Annotated in this window: 19 protein-coding genes; 12 read left to right on the top strand and 7 right to left on the bottom strand. The window is 63.8% G+C overall.

Features of this window, described 5'->3' with window-relative positions; genetic code table 11:
• Positions 1-59: 59 nt before the first annotated feature.
• Positions 60-536, top strand: a complete 477-nt coding sequence (locus FJ419_RS24200) for an Lrp/AsnC family transcriptional regulator (protein ID WP_040989590.1) — start codon at positions 60-62, stop codon at positions 534-536.
• A gap of 70 nt (positions 537-606) precedes the next feature.
• On the opposite strand, the gene FJ419_RS24195 is transcribed toward FJ419_RS24200, so the two are convergent.
• The 4 genes from FJ419_RS24195 to FJ419_RS24180 all read right to left on the bottom strand — a co-directional run bounded on the left by FJ419_RS24195 (position 607) and on the right by FJ419_RS24180 (position 4,077).
• On the bottom strand, positions 607-1,236 hold the full coding sequence (locus FJ419_RS24195) for an HAD family hydrolase (protein ID WP_140699022.1): 630 nt from the start codon (positions 1,234-1,236) through the stop codon (positions 607-609).
• The gene (locus tag FJ419_RS24190) at positions 1,229-1,801 is read right to left on the bottom strand and encodes an SIS domain-containing protein (RefSeq protein ID WP_140699018.1); all 573 of its coding nucleotides are present in this window, start codon (positions 1,799-1,801) and stop codon (positions 1,229-1,231) included. The genes FJ419_RS24195 and FJ419_RS24190 overlap by 8 nt, the downstream gene beginning before the upstream one ends.
• Before the next feature lie 7 nt (positions 1,802-1,808).
• Complete coding sequence (gene rfaE1, locus FJ419_RS24185) at positions 1,809-3,293, bottom strand: D-glycero-beta-D-manno-heptose-7-phosphate kinase (protein WP_140699009.1); 1,485 nt, start codon at positions 3,291-3,293, stop codon at positions 1,809-1,811.
• 151 nt (positions 3,294-3,444) lie between these two features.
• Positions 3,445-4,077: a LysE family translocator gene (locus tag FJ419_RS24180; protein WP_140699006.1), complete on the bottom strand. Its 633-nt coding sequence runs from the start codon at positions 4,075-4,077 to the stop codon at positions 3,445-3,447.
• Between the two features lie 437 nt (positions 4,078-4,514).
• Here FJ419_RS24180 and rfaD point away from each other — a divergent pair, with 437 nt between their 5' ends.
• Genes rfaD through waaC form a run of 3 tightly spaced genes read left to right on the top strand, consistent with a single transcriptional unit; the run spans position 4,515 to position 7,416 of the window.
• A complete protein-coding gene (gene rfaD, locus FJ419_RS24170; protein WP_140699003.1) occupies positions 4,515-5,465 on the top strand; it encodes an ADP-glyceromanno-heptose 6-epimerase in 951 nt (316 codons plus the stop codon).
• Positions 5,438-6,445 carry a lipopolysaccharide heptosyltransferase II gene (gene waaF, locus FJ419_RS24165; RefSeq protein WP_140698999.1) on the top strand — a complete coding sequence of 336 codons (1,008 nt, stop codon included), beginning with the start codon at positions 5,438-5,440 and terminating at the stop codon, positions 6,443-6,445. Before rfaD ends, waaF begins: the two co-directional genes overlap by 28 nt.
• On the top strand, positions 6,442-7,416 hold the full coding sequence (gene waaC, locus FJ419_RS24160) for a lipopolysaccharide heptosyltransferase I (RefSeq protein ID WP_140698996.1): 975 nt from the start codon (positions 6,442-6,444) through the stop codon (positions 7,414-7,416). The genes waaF and waaC overlap by 4 nt, the downstream gene beginning before the upstream one ends.
• Before the next feature lie 207 nt (positions 7,417-7,623).
• Here waaC and greA read toward each other — a convergent pair whose 3' ends face one another.
• Together greA and FJ419_RS24150 are read right to left on the bottom strand one after the other, a co-directional pair.
• Positions 7,624-8,097 (bottom strand): transcription elongation factor GreA, encoded by a 474-nt coding sequence (greA, locus tag FJ419_RS24155; RefSeq protein ID WP_095766573.1) that lies wholly within the window; start codon positions 8,095-8,097, stop codon positions 7,624-7,626.
• 261 nt (positions 8,098-8,358) lie between these two features.
• On the bottom strand, positions 8,359-8,895 hold the full coding sequence (locus FJ419_RS24150; protein ID WP_140698993.1) for a tetratricopeptide repeat protein: 537 nt from the start codon (positions 8,893-8,895) through the stop codon (positions 8,359-8,361).
• Between the two features lie 177 nt (positions 8,896-9,072).
• Between FJ419_RS24150 and FJ419_RS24145 the strand changes: the two genes are divergently transcribed.
• The 4 genes from FJ419_RS24145 (at position 9,073) to FJ419_RS24130 (ending at position 12,383) form a co-directional block, all read left to right on the top strand.
• A complete protein-coding gene (locus FJ419_RS24145; protein WP_140629839.1) occupies positions 9,073-9,498 on the top strand; it encodes a DUF3775 domain-containing protein in 426 nt (141 codons plus the stop codon).
• Between the two features lie 132 nt (positions 9,499-9,630).
• Entirely contained in the window at positions 9,631-10,617 is a 987-nt protein-coding gene (locus FJ419_RS24140) for an extensin family protein (protein WP_246679332.1), read from the top strand.
• 166 nt (positions 10,618-10,783) lie between these two features.
• Entirely contained in the window at positions 10,784-11,608 is an 825-nt protein-coding gene (locus tag FJ419_RS24135) for an extensin family protein (protein ID WP_140698990.1), read from the top strand.
• Positions 11,609-11,675: 67 nt separating this feature from the next.
• Positions 11,676-12,383, top strand: a complete 708-nt coding sequence (locus tag FJ419_RS24130; protein WP_140698987.1) for an LssY C-terminal domain-containing protein — start codon at positions 11,676-11,678, stop codon at positions 12,381-12,383.
• Between the two features lie 17 nt (positions 12,384-12,400).
• Here the strand turns inward: FJ419_RS24130 and FJ419_RS24125 are convergent, their stop codons facing one another.
• Complete coding sequence (locus FJ419_RS24125) at positions 12,401-13,423, bottom strand: NAD(P)-dependent alcohol dehydrogenase (RefSeq protein ID WP_140698984.1); 1,023 nt, start codon at positions 13,421-13,423, stop codon at positions 12,401-12,403.
• A gap of 123 nt (positions 13,424-13,546) precedes the next feature.
• On the opposite strand from FJ419_RS24125, the gene FJ419_RS24120 reads away from it, so the two are divergent.
• The 4 genes from FJ419_RS24120 to FJ419_RS24105 all read left to right on the top strand — a co-directional run bounded on the left by FJ419_RS24120 (position 13,547) and on the right by FJ419_RS24105 (position 17,310).
• Positions 13,547-14,461 carry a LysR family transcriptional regulator gene (locus FJ419_RS24120; protein WP_140698981.1) on the top strand — a complete coding sequence of 305 codons (915 nt, stop codon included), beginning with the start codon at positions 13,547-13,549 and terminating at the stop codon, positions 14,459-14,461.
• A 75-nt stretch (positions 14,462-14,536) separates the two neighbouring features.
• Entirely contained in the window at positions 14,537-15,850 is a 1,314-nt protein-coding gene (locus tag FJ419_RS24115) for a hemolysin family protein (RefSeq protein WP_140629828.1), read from the top strand.
• A gap of 194 nt (positions 15,851-16,044) precedes the next feature.
• A complete protein-coding gene (locus FJ419_RS24110) occupies positions 16,045-16,416 on the top strand; it encodes a hypothetical protein (RefSeq protein ID WP_140698978.1) in 372 nt (123 codons plus the stop codon).
• 483 nt (positions 16,417-16,899) lie between these two features.
• A complete protein-coding gene (locus tag FJ419_RS24105) occupies positions 16,900-17,310 on the top strand; it encodes a gamma-glutamylcyclotransferase family protein (protein ID WP_140698975.1) in 411 nt (136 codons plus the stop codon).
• The last annotated feature ends 59 nt before the right edge of the window (positions 17,311-17,369 follow it).

The following is a 17,369-nucleotide window of genomic DNA, read 5'->3' as shown; positions in this document are numbered from 1 at the left end:
GGCCTCCCAGGCGAAACCAAATTACAAAATCGCGAAAGATTCTTGCGCGAAAGCCGTCCATGCCGCTCAAAGCCGATCTCGATGCCATCGACTGGAAGATCCTGCGCGAACTGCAGGGCGACGGCCGCATGACCAATGTCGAATTGTCCAACCGGGTCGGCATTTCAGCGCCGCCCTGCCTGCGCCGTGTCAGGCGGCTGGAAGAGGCCGGCATCATCCGCGGTTACCGCGCCCTCCTGAATGCCCCGGCGCTCGGCATGGATGTCGTCGCCTTCTGCCTGATCGGCCTGCATCATCAGGCCGATGCCGAGCTGAAGACCTTCGCCGAACGCACGCGCGGCTGGCCGATCGTGCGCGATGCCTGGATGGTTTCGGGCGAATCCGATTTCCTGCTGCACTGCGTGGCGAGCGACCTCGGCACCTTCCAGACCTTCGTCATCGAGGAACTGGCCTCCGCTCCCAACGTAGATACCGTACGCACCGCTTTGACCATCCGGCGAGTCAAGGACGAAGGGCTTGTCGCCTTTCCAACCTAATGTGCCGGCTTCCGGAAAAATCATCTGCAAAAACAAAGGGTCTAGCGCCGGGCTTTGAATCAACCCGCGATCAGAGCGACCGTATCGCGGTAAGCAGATCCTCAACGTGGTGAGCGCCGCGCAACGGCGAAACCGAAAACCCGCCTATCGTCGAGCTTTCGCCGTCCACCAGCCAACCACGCGCAAGGCCGGCGCGCTGGCCGGCTTCCATATCGGCCGGCTTGTCGCCGACGATCAGCGATCGGTTGAGATCGAGGCCGAGGCGGCGCCCCGCCTCCAGCAGCATGCCCGGATTGGGCTTGCGCATCGGATGATCGGCAACCGCCAACGCGCCCCTGCCGGCCTCGTGGTATGCGCAAGCAAGCACCATGTCGACGAAGGCCTTTTTCTCAGCCAGCAGCTCGAGCACGCGCCCGTTGACCCGCGCGAACGCGTCCCAGCCGAAATAGCCGCGCGCGATGCCGGACTGATTGGTGACGACAACGACCGGAATGCCGTGCACGTTCGCGGCCTCGATGACCGGCGCGATGCCGTCGCGCAGCTCCATGGCCACTGGATCGTCGGGATAGCCGGTATCGACATTGATGGTGCCGTCACGATCGAGGAACAGCGCCGGCCGACCGGCCGGAAACGTCCTGTCACCGACCCGCTCGACCCAAAGACCCGGCTCGGCCAGCGGAAAGCCTTCGCTTTCAGCCATTGCTGAGGCGCGCTTCGACCGCCTCGCACAGATGGTGATAGAGGCACAAATGCCCCTGCTGGATGATCGGCGTCGAGGTCGACGGCACGTTGAGCAGGATATCGGTCAGCGGCCTGAGCTTGCCGCCGGTTTCGCCGGTCAGGCTGATCACCGTCATGCCCATCGCCCGCGCCTGCTCCGCCGCGGCAAGGATGCTCGGCGAATTGCCGCTGGTGGAAATGGCGAGCAGCACCGCGCCTTCCGATCCATGCGCCTCGACCTGGCGCGAGAACACGGTGTCGAAGCCGTAGTCGTTGCCCCAGGCGGTCAGCACTCCGGCGTTGGCGGACAACGCGATGACGTTGTAGGCCTTGCGCTCTTTCAGGAAGCGCCCGACCAGTTCGGTGGCGATGTGGATGGCGTCGCTCGCCGAGCCGCCATTGCCGCAGATCAGCAGCGCCTTGCCTTGCGACAGCGCCGTCACCACGGTGCTCACGGCGCGCTCCATCTCGCCGGTGAGGTCGCGCTCGACCATCGCCGAGATCGCCGCCGCGGAGCGGACCAGGTAGTCGTTCAAGTCGGACATGAGACCCTCAGTTTGCGGCACGCAGCTTGCCGATCGTGTTCGTCGTGCTCTTGCCGGCGACGAGGTCGACCAGCACCACGCGCCCGCCCGCCTTCTGCACGACATCGGCGCCGACCACGGTCTCGACCGTGTAATCCGCGCCCTTGACCAGAATGTCCGGCAAAAGTGCCTCTATGAGCTTGAGCGGCGTATCTTCCTCGAAGACGACGACCGCGTCGACCGAGGCAAGCGCTGCCAGCACGCAGGCGCGGTCATGCTGGCTGTTGACCGGGCGCCCCGGCCCTTTCAGCCGGTGCACCGAGGCGTCGCTGTTGAGACCGAGCACCAGCCGGTCGCACTGGCTGCGCGCGGCATGCAGCAGGCTGACATGGCCGGCATGCAGGATGTCGAAGCAGCCATTGGTAAAGCCGACGGTCAGCCCCTCTTCCTTCCAGGCGGCGACCATCCTGGCCGCGGCATTGAAATCGAGGATGGCATCCTGATGGCCGGTCGGCCCGTGCGAGCGGAACAGCGCGCCGGACAGTTCCTCGACGTTGAGCCGCGCCGTGCCGCGCTTGCCGACCACGACGCCGCCGGCCGCGTTGGCGATGACGGCCGCATGCACCCGGTCGGCGCCGGCGGCGAGCGACAGCGCGAAACTCGCGATGACCGTGTCGCCGGCACCGGAGACGTCGAAGACTTCGCGCGCCTGGGTGGAGATGTGGCGGGCATCCTCGGCGGAGATCACGCTCATGCCCTTTTCGCTGCGCGTCGCGACGATGAACTCGAAATCATGCGTGGCAATCAGGTCGCGCGCCGCGGCCACGATCTCGTCGTCGCCGAACACGTTGCGCCCGACCGCCTCGCCAAGCTCCTTGCGGTTCGGCGTCACAGCCGTGGCGCCTGCGTAGCGCGCATAGTCGCGTCCCTTCGGATCGACCAGCACCGGCTTGCCGGCATCGCGGCAGATCGCGATCAGCTCGCCGGCGAGGCCGTCGAGCAGGATGCCCTTGCCGTAATCGGAGAGGACAACGATGTCGGCGCGGCCAAGCGCCGCCTGGAAATGATCGATGAGCTTCGCCCGCTCAGCGGAGGTGAGCGGCTTGATCTCCTCCTCGTCGAAACGCAGCACTTGCTGGTTGAGCGCGCTGAAGCGGCTTTTCGATGAGGTCATGCGGTCCTGGCGCTGCAGGAGGCCGTCGGTATCGACGCCGATCTCGCCCAGCATGCGCATCAGATTGTTGCCGGCCGGGTCGGCGCCGATCACCGAAACGGGGATGGCGGCCGCGCCCAACGAAACGATGTTGGAGACGACATTGCCGGCGCCGCCCATGTTCAACGTCTCGCCCTTGCCATGCAGCACGGGGATGGGGGCTTCCGGCGAGATGCGCTCGATCACCCCGCTGACGAAACGGTCGAGAATGAAATCGCCCACGACCAGCACGGTGACGTCGCCGAACCGGGCGATGGTGCGATGCAAAGGTTCCGGAGAAGGCGGATGGTGCTTGATCATCTCACTCGAGCTATGCCTGAAGAAGGCCGGACCTGATTAGATTTCAGCGCCGGAATTGTGGCGCGGGCTGCTCAAAACGATGCCGATATACCGCAATTCGGGCGAGCGCAACGGCAGGCCTGCTGGACAGCAGCCGGAGCCGGCAGCGCAATCAGCTCCTCTGCAGGGCGACGTGGACGCCGAGGCCAACCAGCACGGCGCCGCCCGCACGCTGCATCAGCCGCTGCGCGCGGCCTGAACGCCGCAGCCGCGCAATCATCGCACCGGCAAGGAATACGCACACGACGTCAGCGGAGGAGAACATCAGATTGACGATGGTTCCAAGCATGGCGAACTGCAGCCAGACCGGGAACGCCGCCGAAGCATCGATAAATTGCGGCAGGAACGCCATGAAGAAGATCGCCGTTTTCGGATTGAGCACCTCGACGGTGATGCTTTCGAAGAAGGCGCGGCGGGCCGATTTCCGCTCGATGGCGGGCAGAGCCATATCGCCGTCCGCCCGTTTGCGGAACATGGCAACGCCGAGCCAGACCAGATAAAGCGCGCCGATCAGCTTGACCGCCACATAAAGCGGCGGCACCGCGTGAAACAGGACGGACAGGCCTGCGGCGGCCGCGAAGACATGCACATAGCCGCCGAGATGGATGCCGAGTGCCGCCGTCAGCCCCGACCAGCGCCCGCGCGCCATGGTCTGCGCCGCCGCATAAAGCATCGCGGGGCCTGGGATATAGGCGAAGATCGCCGTGGTGGCGAAGAATGCAATCAGCAGTTCGGTCGACGGCATCTTGTTCCCTCACGGTCAGGTCTCTGTCAGGCTACACCTTGCTGGCCTGATCTCCATACCGGCGATACCACAGATACGGACATCTTCGAATTCCTCCAACTTCATTCCAGGCGTTGGCGCTGCCCCTCACCTGCCTGCCGGCATCCTCTCCCCGTATAGTGACGGGGAGAGGAACGACGCCATCGATGGTTTCGCCATCGTCAGCGTTGCAGGAAAGGCGGCAAGGTTGCGGCCAGTCCTCTTCTCCCCGTCACTATACGGGGAGAAGGTGCCGGCAGGCGGATGAGGGGCGGCGCAAACTTGATGTAATTGTCGACACTTAGCCTGAAGCGACTGGGCTCTCGGCGGCAACGCCTAAGATGGGACGATGCCTGCTTTGTCGACAGCCCGACTGGCCTCCCCTATAAGAACCGGAATCGCAAGCAGCAGAGGCCTTCATGATCATCGTCACGGGCGGCGCCGGCATGATCGGCTCCAACATCGTCGCCGCTCTCAATGCCGAGGGCCATGACGACATCGTCGTCGTCGACGATCTGACCGACGGCCACAAGATCGCCAACCTCGCCGACCTGCGCATCGCCGACTATCTCGACAAGGACGAATTTCTCGCCCAGCTCGAGGACGGCGCGCTCGGCCGCATCGAAGCCGTCTTCCATCAAGGCGCCTGCTCGACCACCACCGAGTGGAACGGCAAGTTCATGATGGAGGTGAACTACGCCTATTCGAAACGCCTGCTGCATGCCTGCCTCGAACTGCGCGTGCCTTTCCTCTATGCCTCCTCGGCCTCCGTCTATGGCGGCGGCAGCGAATTCCGCGAGGAACCCGATTTCGAGCGCCCGCTCAACGTCTATGCCTATTCCAAGAAGCTGTTCGACGATTATGTCCGCCGCACCGTCTTCGACACCGATCACTCGCAAGTGGCGGGCCTGCGCTATTTCAATGTCTACGGGCCGCGCGAGGCGCATAAGGGCGCCATGGCCTCGGTCGCTTTCCATCTATTCAACCAGGTCGAGCGCGGCGAAAATCCGAAGCTGTTCGGTGCCTATGGCGATTTCGGTCCAGGCGAGCAGAGCCGCGATTTCATCCATGTCGGCGACGTCGCCGACGTCAATCTCTGGCTGTGGAAACGCGGCGCGAGCGGCATCTTCAACTGCGGCACCGGCCGCGCCCAGCCGTTCCGCGCCATCGCCGAGACAGTGATCGACACGCTGGGCAAGGGCGAGATTGAATTCATCCCCTTCCCCGACCATCTCAAGGGCAGCTACCAGTGTTTCACGCAGGCTGATATGTCCCGCTTGCGCGCGGCCGGCTACAATGGCCAATTCCGCACAGTCGAAACCGGCGTCAGGGACTATGTCGAATGGCTGAAGGCCCAACGATCCTCGTGATCGGCCCACGCTGGGTGGGCGACATGGTCATGGCGCAGTGCCTGTTTGCGGCGCTGAAGGAAAAACATCCGAATGCGGCCATCGACGTGCTGGCGCCGGCCTGGGCGGCCCCGCTGGTCAAGCGCATGCCCGAGATACGCAGCCAGATCGACTTTCCTTTGATGCCGGGAGCGCTCGAATTCCGCAGCCGCAGGCGCTTCGGCCGCCTGCTGCGCGGCCGCTACGACATGGCCTATGTGCTGCCGGGGAGCTGGAAATCGGCGCTGATCCCGTTCTTCGCCCGCATCCCACATCGCGTCGGCAATCTGCGCGAGATGCGCTACGGCCTGCTGACGGATGTCGTGCCGCTGCCGGAAAGCCTGAAACGGCGCACCGCACGCGCCTATTTCGGCCTCGCGCGCGGCGGCACCTTTCGCGCGCCGCGTCTCACTGTCGACAAGGCCAATCAGGCCGATCTGCTGGCGCGCTTCGGGCTGACCGGGAAGAAATTCGTGGCGCTCATGCCCGGCGCCGAATTCGGCCCGGCAAAACGCTGGCCGAGCGATCGCTATGCCGGGCTGGCCCGAGACATGATGGCCAAGGGCTTGGGCATCGCGCTGCTCGGCTCGAAGAACGATGCCGACGTGACCGGCGAGATCGCAGCCCTTGCCCCAGGCGCAATCGACCTTGCCGGCAAGACGCGGCTGGAGGACGCCATCGACCTGATCGCCGCGGCGAAGCTTGCTGTCTCGAACGACAGCGGGCTGATGCATGTCGCCGCCGCCGTCGGCACGCCGATCGTCGCCGTCTATGGTTCGACCTCGCCGGAAAACACGCCGCCGCTCAGCGAGCGCTCCGAGCTGATCTGGCTGCATCTGTCCTGCTCGCCCTGCCATAAGAAGGTCTGCCCGCTTGGCCATCTCAATTGCCTCAGGACGCTCGACGTCGCCCGCGTCACCGCAGCGGCCGACCGCTTGCTCAAGGTTCCGGCAGCGGCATGAAAGTGTTGATCGTCAAGACATCGTCGATGGGCGATGTCATCCACACGTTTCCCGCCATCGAGGACGCGGTGCGCAATCGCTCCGATATAGATTTCGATTGGTGCGTGGAGGAGCCGTTTGCCGGTATCGTGGCTCTGCATCCGGCGATCGGCACCATTCATAAGGTGGCGGTTCGGCGCTGGCGCAAGCGGCTTCTCGACGGCGCCACGTGGCGCGAGATGACCGGACTGCGCGGCGCGCTCCGCGCCTCCCGCTACGATCTGGTCATCGATGCGCAGGGCTTATTGAAATCGGCCCTGGTCGCCATCCAGGCCGGCGCGCCGATTGCCGGCTTCGACCGGGCGAGCGCCCGCGAGCCGTCGGCGACGCTTTTCTATCGGCATAGATACGCCGTGCCGCGCGACCTGCACGCCATCGAACGCACCAGGCGGCTGTTCGGGCTCGCGCTTGGCTACCAGCCGGATTTGTCGGCGCTCGACTCCGGCATCGTGCCACCAGCTGGCGGGCCTCCCGGTATCGACGGGCAGACCGCCTTCCTGCTGCACGGCACCAGCCGCGACGACAAGAAATGGCCGGTCGACGATTGGATCGAAACCGCGCGCCGACTGGCCGGCCGGCAGTTCACACCGGTGGTCACCTGGTCGAATGAAGCGGAAAAGAAAGTGGCGGAAGCCATTGCCGCAGCCGTGCCAGGGACGGTGCTGGTTGCGAAATCGCCACTCGCGGACATCGCCGCGATCGTCGGCCGTTCGACGCTGGTCATCGGCGCCGACACCGGCCTCACCCACCTCGCCAGCGCCTTCGGCCTGCCGACGGTCGCCATCTTCCTGGCGACGGAACCGGGTCTCACAGGCCCGCGCGGGCCTTTTGCATCGACCTTGCTTGCGCCTGCGGGCGGCAAGGTCACGCCGGCTGAGGTGGTGGCTGAGGTTGAGCGCCTGCTGGCGCTCAGATCAAACGCGCCAGCGTGAGGACCTTTTCAGAATTCGCTCTGGTGAGTCGAATAGCGTGGTTTTCGAGAACCGGAGCGGAGCGTACTTAAAGTACGTGAGCACCGGCCTATGCCGGCCATAGCCTTATTTACCCGCCACATCGCTCATGAAGGCTTCGGCCGGCGAAGGCCGGAAGCGCAGAAAACCGCGCTAGTCGGCCGCCAGAGTAGAATTATCAAAAGGTCCTTAGATAAACTGCACCTGGACGATCTCGTACCCTCGGGCGCCGCCGGGAGCATTGACCTCGATGGCATCGCCGACTTCCTTGCCGATCAGCGCACGCGCGATCGGCGATGAAATCGAGATGCGGCCGGACTTCACGTCCGCTTCCTGGTCGCCGACGATCTGATAGGTCTTCTTTTCCTCGGTGTCCTCGTCGACGAGCACGACGGTCGCGCCGAACTTGACCTTGTCGCCGCTGAGCTTGGAGACGTCGATGACCTCGGCGCGCGCGATCAGATCCTCAAGCTCGTTGATGCGGCCTTCATTGAGGCTCTGCGACTCTTTCGCCGCGTGATACTCGGCATTTTCGGACAGGTCGCCATGCGAGCGCGCTTCGGAAATCGCCTCGATGATGCGAGGACGCTCCTCCTGCTGGCGCCAGCGAAGTTCTTCCTTCAATGACGCGAACCCCTCGCCTGTCATCGGGACCTTGATCATAGCCTGACCTTTCTGCCGCCACCCCCGTTTTCGGGAGGGACCTTGTCAATAGGTACAAAAAGAAAACGGTCCGGCAGCCTCGGGCTAACGGAACCGTCTCACCACAATTTCCCTGAATATAGCGATCTTTGCGCGATTTTCACGCCCAAAAATTGAAGTTCGGCAAAATGATCACCGCTTTCGCGGGTCTGCGGCTGACGGCGAGCAATAAAAAACCGGCTGCGATTGCTCACAGCCGGTTCGAGAGGCTTCGAGCCCTGTTCAGCTCCTCAGGAAATGATCGATCTGCTCGGACAGCATGCCATATTCGCGCGAGCCCTTGCCGGTCCGTTTTTCGATTTCCTGGAGCTGCTGCTGCGCGCCGGCGAGATCGCCGATCTGCAGATGCGCCTCGCCGAGATATTCGCGCACCAGCGTATAATTCGGGTCAATCCGCAGCGCTTCCTCGTAATAGCCGAGGCCGACCGTGACGCGGCCCGAATGGCGATGCGAATAGCCGAGATAGTTGAGGATGCGCGGATCCTGCTTGTTGGCGGCGAGCGTCAGCACCGAGATCGCTTCGTCATAGCGCCCGGCCATCGCCAGATCGTGGCCGGCCTCATAGATGCTGTCGTCGTCCAGCATGCCATATTGCGGCTTCACGCATTTGTTCTTCTTCTTGTCCCAGACCTCGCCCTTCTTGCAGGTGGTGGTCGTCTGGCCACCGCTGCTGCCGCTTTCGCCAGCCGCAAAAGCCGGCGCAACGAACAGCGGCAGCGCCGCAATAGCCATGACCTGAACAAGTAAACGTCTGCGCATCGAAGCCTCCGTGAGTGTGACAATGCCAGATTAACGCCGCCTTGGCGCGGTTTCATCCCGAAATGCGGACGACTACCGAACTATTTTGAACGGTCGGATAGAAGCCGATACCTGCGGACGTGACGCGCGCTTTAATTCCGCTATCATCGGACCAAGCGCATCACGTGGAGAAGGACCGTGCAGCAGCGCCTCGAGAAGGAGTGGGAACTTTCGATCGATCCGGACACGGTGCGCCTGTTCATTCTCAAGGCGAAGGCGCTGAGTGCTGCCGTCAACGAGGACTATGACGACGGCGCCGAGCACGAGGTCGAATTCGACGGCGACACCCATGACAGCCACCATCATGACGGCCTTGTCGAGGAAGCCTCGGAGGATCTGACCGAGGAAGAATTGCGCGAGCTGATCAACGATCTCAATATCGACGAAGCGGCCGAGCTGATCGCGCTCGCCTGGGTCGGGCGCGGCGACTATGAGGCATCCGAATGGGCGGACGCGGTGGCCGCCGCCAGGGAGCGTCCCAGGAAGCGCGCGGCCAAATATCTGCTCGGCCTGCCGATGCTTGCCGACTGGCTGGAGGAAGGCCTTGAAGCCATCGGCGCGTAACGCGCCGGTAACCGATTGTGATCGGCAAGGCAGCTGATGCAGGCAACTTCGCAACGCGACCGCCGTTTCGGGGCGATGGCAACGCTGAGCGTTTCCCGACTTTGCAGATTGGCGCTGCCTGTGGCGGCTGCGATGTTGCTGGTTACGCCCGCCATGGCCAAGCATCATCATCGGCATAAAAAACACCCGCCGGCCAGCCAGAGCGCCGCTCCGGCTCCGGAAACGCCGCCGGCGACCCCGGTTCCAGGGTCGCGTCCGCAGGATCTGGAGAACGGTACTGAGAAGTCCGGGCAAGGCAAGCCGCGCGCGGACGGCAGCGACGACCTCCTCAACCAGCAGAAATCGCATCCGAAATGGGACGCCCGTCCGCCGCGTTCGAAGAGCGCTCAATCCGCGCCACGGACGAAATTCGAGCCGCAGACGCCAGATGTTGTGCCGACGCCCCCGCAGAAGCCAACCGAATTAAAGCCGGAGCCGCCGGAAACCGCGCCGCAGCCAGCGGAAAAACCCGAACCGCCGGGCGAGGAAAAGATGCTTCCCGATCCGCGCTCGGCCGACATGCCGGCCGAAACGATGCCGGCGGAAGAAACCGCGTGCCGCGAGCGGCTGAAGGCGCTGGGCGTCGAGTTCGAGGAGCACAAGGCCGAGCACGATGCGGAAATCGGCTGCTCGATCCCCTATCCGGTAATTTTGAAAACGCTCGGCAAGTCCATCGGCATCAGTCCCGGTACCGAGCTCAACTGCCAGATGGCCGAGGCGGCGGCGCGCTTCATGGCCGAAATCGTCCAGCCCACGGCAAAGGCCGAGCTCGGCGCCGATTTGAAGTCGGTCAACCAGGGCTCGGCCTTTGTCTGCCGCCCGCGCAACGGCACCCGCAAACTGTCCGAACACGCCTTCGGCAACGCGCTCGACATCGCCAGCTTCACCTTGTCGGACGGGAGGAAGATCGAGATCGGGCCGACGCCGCCGGAGAAGGACGCAAAATTCCTCGACGCGGTGCGCAAGGCTGCCTGCGGGCCGTTCAAGACGGTGCTCGGGCCAGGCGCCGATCCCGACCACGCGCTGCATTTCCACCTCGATCTGGAGCCCCGCCGCCACGGCGGAACCTTCTGCCAATAGGTGAATTCCGAAAGTCTTGCCCGCGCCAAACCAAGAACAGCGCCGCAATTCCGCCCCATGCATGAATGCCGGCGCTGATCTTTCCTTTACTGTTGGCGGTTAACCTTGTGCCATTCGGATCATGATCCCAGTTGGGCTCGGATCTTGGGGACAAGGACGCCTTTCAATGGCTCGAGGACTTGGCGCCATGCTGGTGGCGGCGCGACGGAGCAAGCGTGTCACGATCGTCGGGCTGGCCGCGGGCGTCGCCATGGCGGCGATATCGGCCTGCACGACCGGCGACGTCTTTGCGCTGCAGCCGGCCGTCGATGTCGGCAGCCAGACGGCAGCCGTGCCGCAGCCCGATGCGCCGCAATATTCCGGAATGCAGCGTCTTGTTCCGTCCAACCCTTATATGACGCAGGTCGCCTATCCGCGCATGGACGAGCCGATGTCGCCTCTCGAGCAGATGCCGGCCAGCGAGATCGACTGCCGCAACGAGCTGAAGCGGATGGGTGTCGTCTATCAGGATGCCCAGCCGATCCATGAGGGCCAGTGCGGCATTGATTATCCGGTAAAAGTCTCGGCCATCGGCAGCGTCGCCATGATGCCCGCGGCGACGCTGACCTGCAACATGGCCGCAACCTTTGCCGCCTGGACGAAGAACGAGCTGCAGCCGGCCGCCCGCTGGCGCTATTTCTCCGGCGTCAAGGCGATCCACCAGGGCTCCAGCTATTCCTGCCGCAACATCGCCGGCGAAGGCGTGCTGTCCGAGCACGGCAAAGGCAACGCCCTCGACGTCATGAGCATCGAGCTCAACAATGGCGACGACATCGACGTCCGCAAGCCCGGCCTGTTCGCCTTTCGCACGCGCGGCTTCCTCAACAACGTGCGCGCCGATGGTTGCGAGTATTTCACCACCGTGCTCGGCCCCGGCTACAATTACGACCACCGCAACCATTTCCATTTCGACATCAAGAACCGCAAAAGCGGTTACCGCGCCTGCCGTTGAGGCAGCTCTGCCCAAAACGGCCAACACCGCATAAAATGGTCGAGCGTGGATTTGGGAGCGGTTGGCTGTGGGTGGGCGAAGCCTGAGACGACGCGCGGCGATCTGGATCGCGGCCTTCTGCGCCTTCTACGTGGCCCTCGCCTATCTCGCCGCGCCGGAATTCTGGACCTGGCGGGAGCGCGGCTTTCGTACCCGGCCCTTCGAGATGGTGACGCATACGCCGCAGGGCATTCCCGGCGACCCGATCAATGTCGGCCTGGTCGGCACCGAAAAGGAAATCGTCCACGCCTTCGCCGTCGCCGGCTGGGACACTGCCGATGCCGTGACGCTGCGGACCGCGATCGACATCGGCGAAAGCGTCTTGTTTTCCCGCCCCTACCCCGATGCGCCGATGAGCCGCCTTTTGTTCGAGGGCCGGGCCCAGGACTTGGCGTTCGAGAAGCCGGTCGGCGACAGCGCCGACCGGCGCCACCACGTCCGCTTCTGGCAGACGGACACGGTCGGCGACGACGGCCGCCCGCTCTGGCTGGGCGCCGCGAGCTTCGACCGCGGCGTCGGCCTCAGTCACGATACCGGCGCCGTCACCCACCATATCGGCCCCGACATCGATGCGGAGCGCGACTTCCTGATCGGCGATCTGAAGGCCGCCGACCTGCTGGCCTCCACCAGCGAGATACCCGGGATCGGCGCCACCAAGGCCGGACGCAATGGCGGCGGCGATCTCTATTTCACCGACGGCATGGCCGTGATCGGCGTTCTGAAGACGCAGCGGTGACGCACTGCGTGGTGCCCTCAGGTCATGGCGATGACGATCTTGCCGAACGCTCCCTTCTCCAGGTGTCCGAAAGCTTGCGGCACCTCGTCGAAGCGGTAGACCTTGTCGATGACCGGCTTGATGCCGAGCGCCTCGATCGCCTGGTTCATGCGCTCGAAAGAGCGGCGGTGGCCGACGGACAGGCCTTGCACGATAATGCGGTTGCGCATGAAGAGCAGGATTGGAAAGCTGATCTCCATCGCGCCGAGCAGGCCGATGACCGACAGCCGGCCATCGGCGGCAAGCGCGTTGAGTGACTGACGCGCATTGTCGCCGCCGACCATTTCCAAGACATGGTTCACCCCGAGCCCGTCGGTCAGCCCGCGCGCCGCCTCGTCCCAGGCAGGCTGGGTGCGGTAGTTGATCGTCTGCCAGGCGCCGAGATCCCTGGCGCGCTTCAGCTTCTCGTCGCTGCTCGACGTGACGATGGCGCGCAGACCGAAGGCGGCGGCGAATTGCAGTGCAAACAGCGACACGCCGCCCGTGCCCTGGATCAGGATCGTCTGGCCCGGCACCGGCTTTGTCGCCTCCGCCATCGCGAACCAGGCCGTCAGCGCCGCGATCGGCAGCGTCGCGGCTTCGATGTCGCCGAGCGAGGCCGGCGCCAGCACCGCGGCGTCCTCGCCGAAGACGACATGCTGTGACAGCATGCCCGAAAGCGAGGAGCCGAGCGTGTGGCGGTGGAGCACCGCCGGCGCGTCGCCGTCCGGCCAGTCGGCGATCACCTGACCCAGCACCCGCTGCCCGACCTTGAAGCGGCTGACCGCGCCGCCGACCGCAACGATCTCGCCCACGGCGTCCGAAGTGGGCACGAATGGGAGGGCAAGATCGGGGATCAGCACGCCGTCCACGATCATCTTGTCCTTGTAGTTCAGCGAGACGGCTCTGGTCCGCACCAGAATCTCGCGTGGGCCCGGCTCGGGTATCTCCCCCGTCACCGGCTTCAGCTTCGAAAGGCCGAACCCGCTCATTTGCCAGGATTTGTTGCTGTCGGTGCCCATGCGTGGCGCTCCTTGGTTGATGGTGCGCGAAAGATTTAGGCGATCCGGCTGTGGAAAATAGCACCGCAATGCGGGATATTCTGCGACAGATTGAAGAGTAAAAATCTACAATGGAGACAAAAAATGGACCCCGCCGACCTGCAAGGTGTCGTCGCATTCGTCAACGCCGTCGAAGCCGGCAGCTTCACCGGCGCCGGCGAGCGGCTGCATGTGACGAAGTCGGCGATCGGCAAGTCGGTCGCGCAACTGGAGCAGCGGCTGGGCGTGCGCCTGCTCAACCGCACCACGCGCAGCCTCAGCCCGACCAGCGAGGGTATGAGCTACTACGAGGCGTGCGCGCGGGCGCTTGCCGAGATCGAAGCCGGGCAGGCGCTGCTCGCCTCGCGCCGGCAGGTCCCGTCCGGCAAGCTTCGGATCGATGTGCCGCTCGCCTTCGGCCGACGCTGCGTCGCGCCGGTGCTGTTCGACATCTCCAGCAGGTTTCCCGACCTGACCATCGAAATCTCCTTCAACGACCGGCGCGTCGACCTGATCGAGGAAGGCATCGACCTCGCCATACGCATGGGCGAGCTGGAGGATTCTTCATCGCTCGCGGCACGCCGCATCTACGCCCAGCGCTCGGCGATCTGTGCCTCTCCCGCCTATCTTGAGCGGCATGGCCGCCCGCAATCCGTCGACGACCTCGCCCGGCACAGCGCCATCGGCTACGGACGCGAAGGCGTCGTTCGACCCTGGACCGTGAGGGACGGCGCCGGGCATGCGACGACTTTCGTGCCCAGGGCGCGGCTTGTGCTCGGCCATGGCGAACCCATGCTGGACGCCGCGCTTGCCGGCTGCGGCATCGCCATCCTGCCGACCTGGCTTGCCGGCCAGAGCCTGAGGCGCGGCGCCCTCGAAACGGTCCTGTCCGATTATCTTGTGGAGCACATCGTCGTTCATGCCGTGTGGCCTCTCACGCGCGCGCTGACGCCGAAGGTGCGCGTCGTCGTCGACGCGCTTGTCGGGCATTTCTCGGCGCCGCTTTGGGATGCCGCCTGAACAGCGCGCCTGTCATGTTCCAAAAATACCGGCGGGCTATTTTCGAACGCACTGCAGCAATGCTATTGACCGCCCATGCTATATGTTGAAATCGCCGTCGTGGCCGTCCTCATTCTGGTGAACGGCCTCTTGTCGATGTCGGAGCTCGCCATCGTCTCGTCGCGGCCCGCCCGCCTCAAGGCGATGATCGACCGCAACGTCAGGGGCGCCGGCCGCGCGCTGGCGCTCGGCTCTAACCCCGGCAAGTTCCTGTCCTCGGTGCAGATCGGCATCACCCTGGTCGGCGTTCTCTCCGGCGCCTTTTCGGGCGCGACGCTCGGCGAAAGGCTGGCGCAATATCTGGCGTCGACCGGCATCCGCGAAAACATTGCTGATCCTGTCGGCGTCGGCATCGTCGTCGCTTTGATCACCTATGCCTCGCTCATCGTCGGCGAGCTGGTGCCGAAGCAGATCGCGCTCAAGGATCCGGAGCGCGTCGCGGTCAGAGCCGCGCCGGCAATGACCATCCTCGCCACCTTCTCGGCGCCGCTGGTCTTCCTGCTCGACCTCTCGGGCCGAGCCGTGCTTTGGCTGCTTGGGCAGGCCGGCGAGACCGAAGAGAAGGTCACCGACGAGGAGATCAAGATGCTGGTCGCCGAGGCCGAGCATCACGGCACCATCGAATCCGATGAGCGCCGCATGATCGCCGGCGTCATGCGTCTCGGCGACCGCGCCGTGCGCGCTGTCATGACGCCGCGCACCGAGGTCGACTGGCTGAACCTGCAGTCCGACGAGACCACCGTCAAAAAACTTCTGATGGACACCCAGCACTCGCGCCTGCCCGTCGGCGACGGCAATGTCGACGCCATGGTCGGCGTTATCCAGACGCGCGACGTGCTGGCCGCTCTTCTCGCCGGCAGGGTGCTGGATCCGCGCCAGCATGTGCGCGCCGCCCCCATCGTGCACGACCAGGCCGACGCGCTCGACGTCCTGCAGAAGCTGAGGGAATCGGACGTGCCGATGGCGCTCGTTCATGACGAATACGGCCATTTCGAAGGCATCGTCACGCCGGCCGACATCCTCGAAGCCATCACCGGCGTGTTCCGCTCCGACCTCGAGGCTGGCGAGGAAGAGAACGCCGTCAAGCGCGATGACGGCTCGTGGCTGCTCGCCGGCTATATGCAGGCCGACGAGATGGCCGAGGTGCTTGGCATCGACCTGCCCGAAAACCGCGACTACGAGACCGTCGCCGGCTATGTGCTGTCGCATCTGCATCATCTGCCGACCACCGGCGAATGCGTCGACGCGCAAGGCTGGCGTTTCGAGGTGGTCGACCTCGACGGCCGCCGCATCGACAAGCTGATCGCCACCCGCCTGCCCGACGGCCACCGCCCGGTGGCGCGGCGGTAGCCAGCACGGCCTGCTAGACGTAGCCTCATTACCGCATAGCCAGATGCGGATTGAGACCAATTTGAGGGCGGCGAGACAGCCAGCTTGTCGTATCAGGTGACAATACGGCGGAACTGCTTGGCAGGTCATATAGGCTCATGCTGAGCCTGCATTAGATTCAGCCGCGATATGAAAGTCTCGGTCGGAAACGACCATTGCGAACCTACGCCCAAGAAGGATATGTTGCCGCGGCGCGCGCAGGCATCCCGCTTCATCATCGCGCATGTTCCATGAAAGCAAAGAATAGATTCGGCTCGCTCATGCACGCGGTCTGTGTTGGTCATGGCTATTGTGGAGGAAGGCACGGCGACAAGTTCATGCATGTCACCGATTTTATTCCTCAATCCGGCGATGTTACAGCGGATCAATTCGTGGAATGGGTATTTCTAGCTGAATATGAGAATGAGAGTGAGCGAATGTCTCCCAGATGGGATCGGCATCGCCAGAGGATGCGAGACTATTTTGTTGAGCACATGGGATCAGACGTCGTCGATGCCAGCCAACTAAAATGTGGCGTGGAGGGCTAAGTCAACCCTTTACTCTGCTTCCCACTCATCTCGGTCATACCGCATTTATGAGTTTACGACCTAGTTCTCCGACACAGGGATTTTGAAAGATTGCCGTTTGTCTTGGTGCAAGATTTTCGGCTCATGTCCGTGAAATCAGCGCAAACGCCGGGAATTGGTTGAAGCCGCCCCAACGTCGTCATTCTATGGCGGAGCAAGGAGCGAAGCGACGCGGCGCAGACCATAGAATCCATGCCGTGACTTCGAAGCGCCGCCGCGGTCCAGAATTTTGCTCCGTTGCACGCCTTGGCGAAGGTAACGGCATGGATTCCAGGGTCTTCGCGACGGAGCTTCGCTCCTGCTTCGCCCTGGAATGACGATCGCGATGGGCGTTTCGGCCAATCTCCAACGCATGCCACCTGCCAACGCAAACAGAGCCGACCGGTCAAATCCCTGAGCAGTGCCACTAGGATGAACTTCCGGCTTTGGCCGACGTTCCCCTGAATGGTCACGAACGTCTTTGTCTTTGGCACCTTGAAAAGAGGGTTTCCCCTGCACGAGCAGGGTTTGAGCGGGGCCGCGTTTCTTGGCAACTGTCGGACGCATGGGCAGTTTCCAATGCTGATTGCTGGATCTCGCTTCGCTCCGATGATGTTCAACGAACCAGGTGTCGGTTTCCAGGTCGCCGGCGAACTCTACGAGGTCGATGATCGCGCCCTCTCGCGCCTCGATGCCATGGAATCCGTCGGCGCGCCTGGCAGTTTGCGCGTGCCGATCGAGGTTGAGCCTCTCGAGGGCGGACCGTCGACCGTAGCGCAGGTCTATATGAAATCCCGGCATCTCGCAGATCCCATGCATTCGGGATATCTCGCCTGTTACAATGACCGGCGCTTCGTTCTTCCTGCGAGGACGTAGCGGCTTCGCCTGCCTCCAGAAGTTTTGTTCGGTTCAGGAAGGTTGCCCTGCCACCGCTC

Origin of the sequence: Mesorhizobium sp. B2-6-2 (assembly GCF_006440615.1) — a bacterium.
In the GTDB taxonomy this organism is placed as follows: Bacteria; Pseudomonadota; Alphaproteobacteria; order Rhizobiales; family Rhizobiaceae; genus Mesorhizobium.
This window is presented reverse-complemented; position numbering and strand designations above follow the sequence as displayed.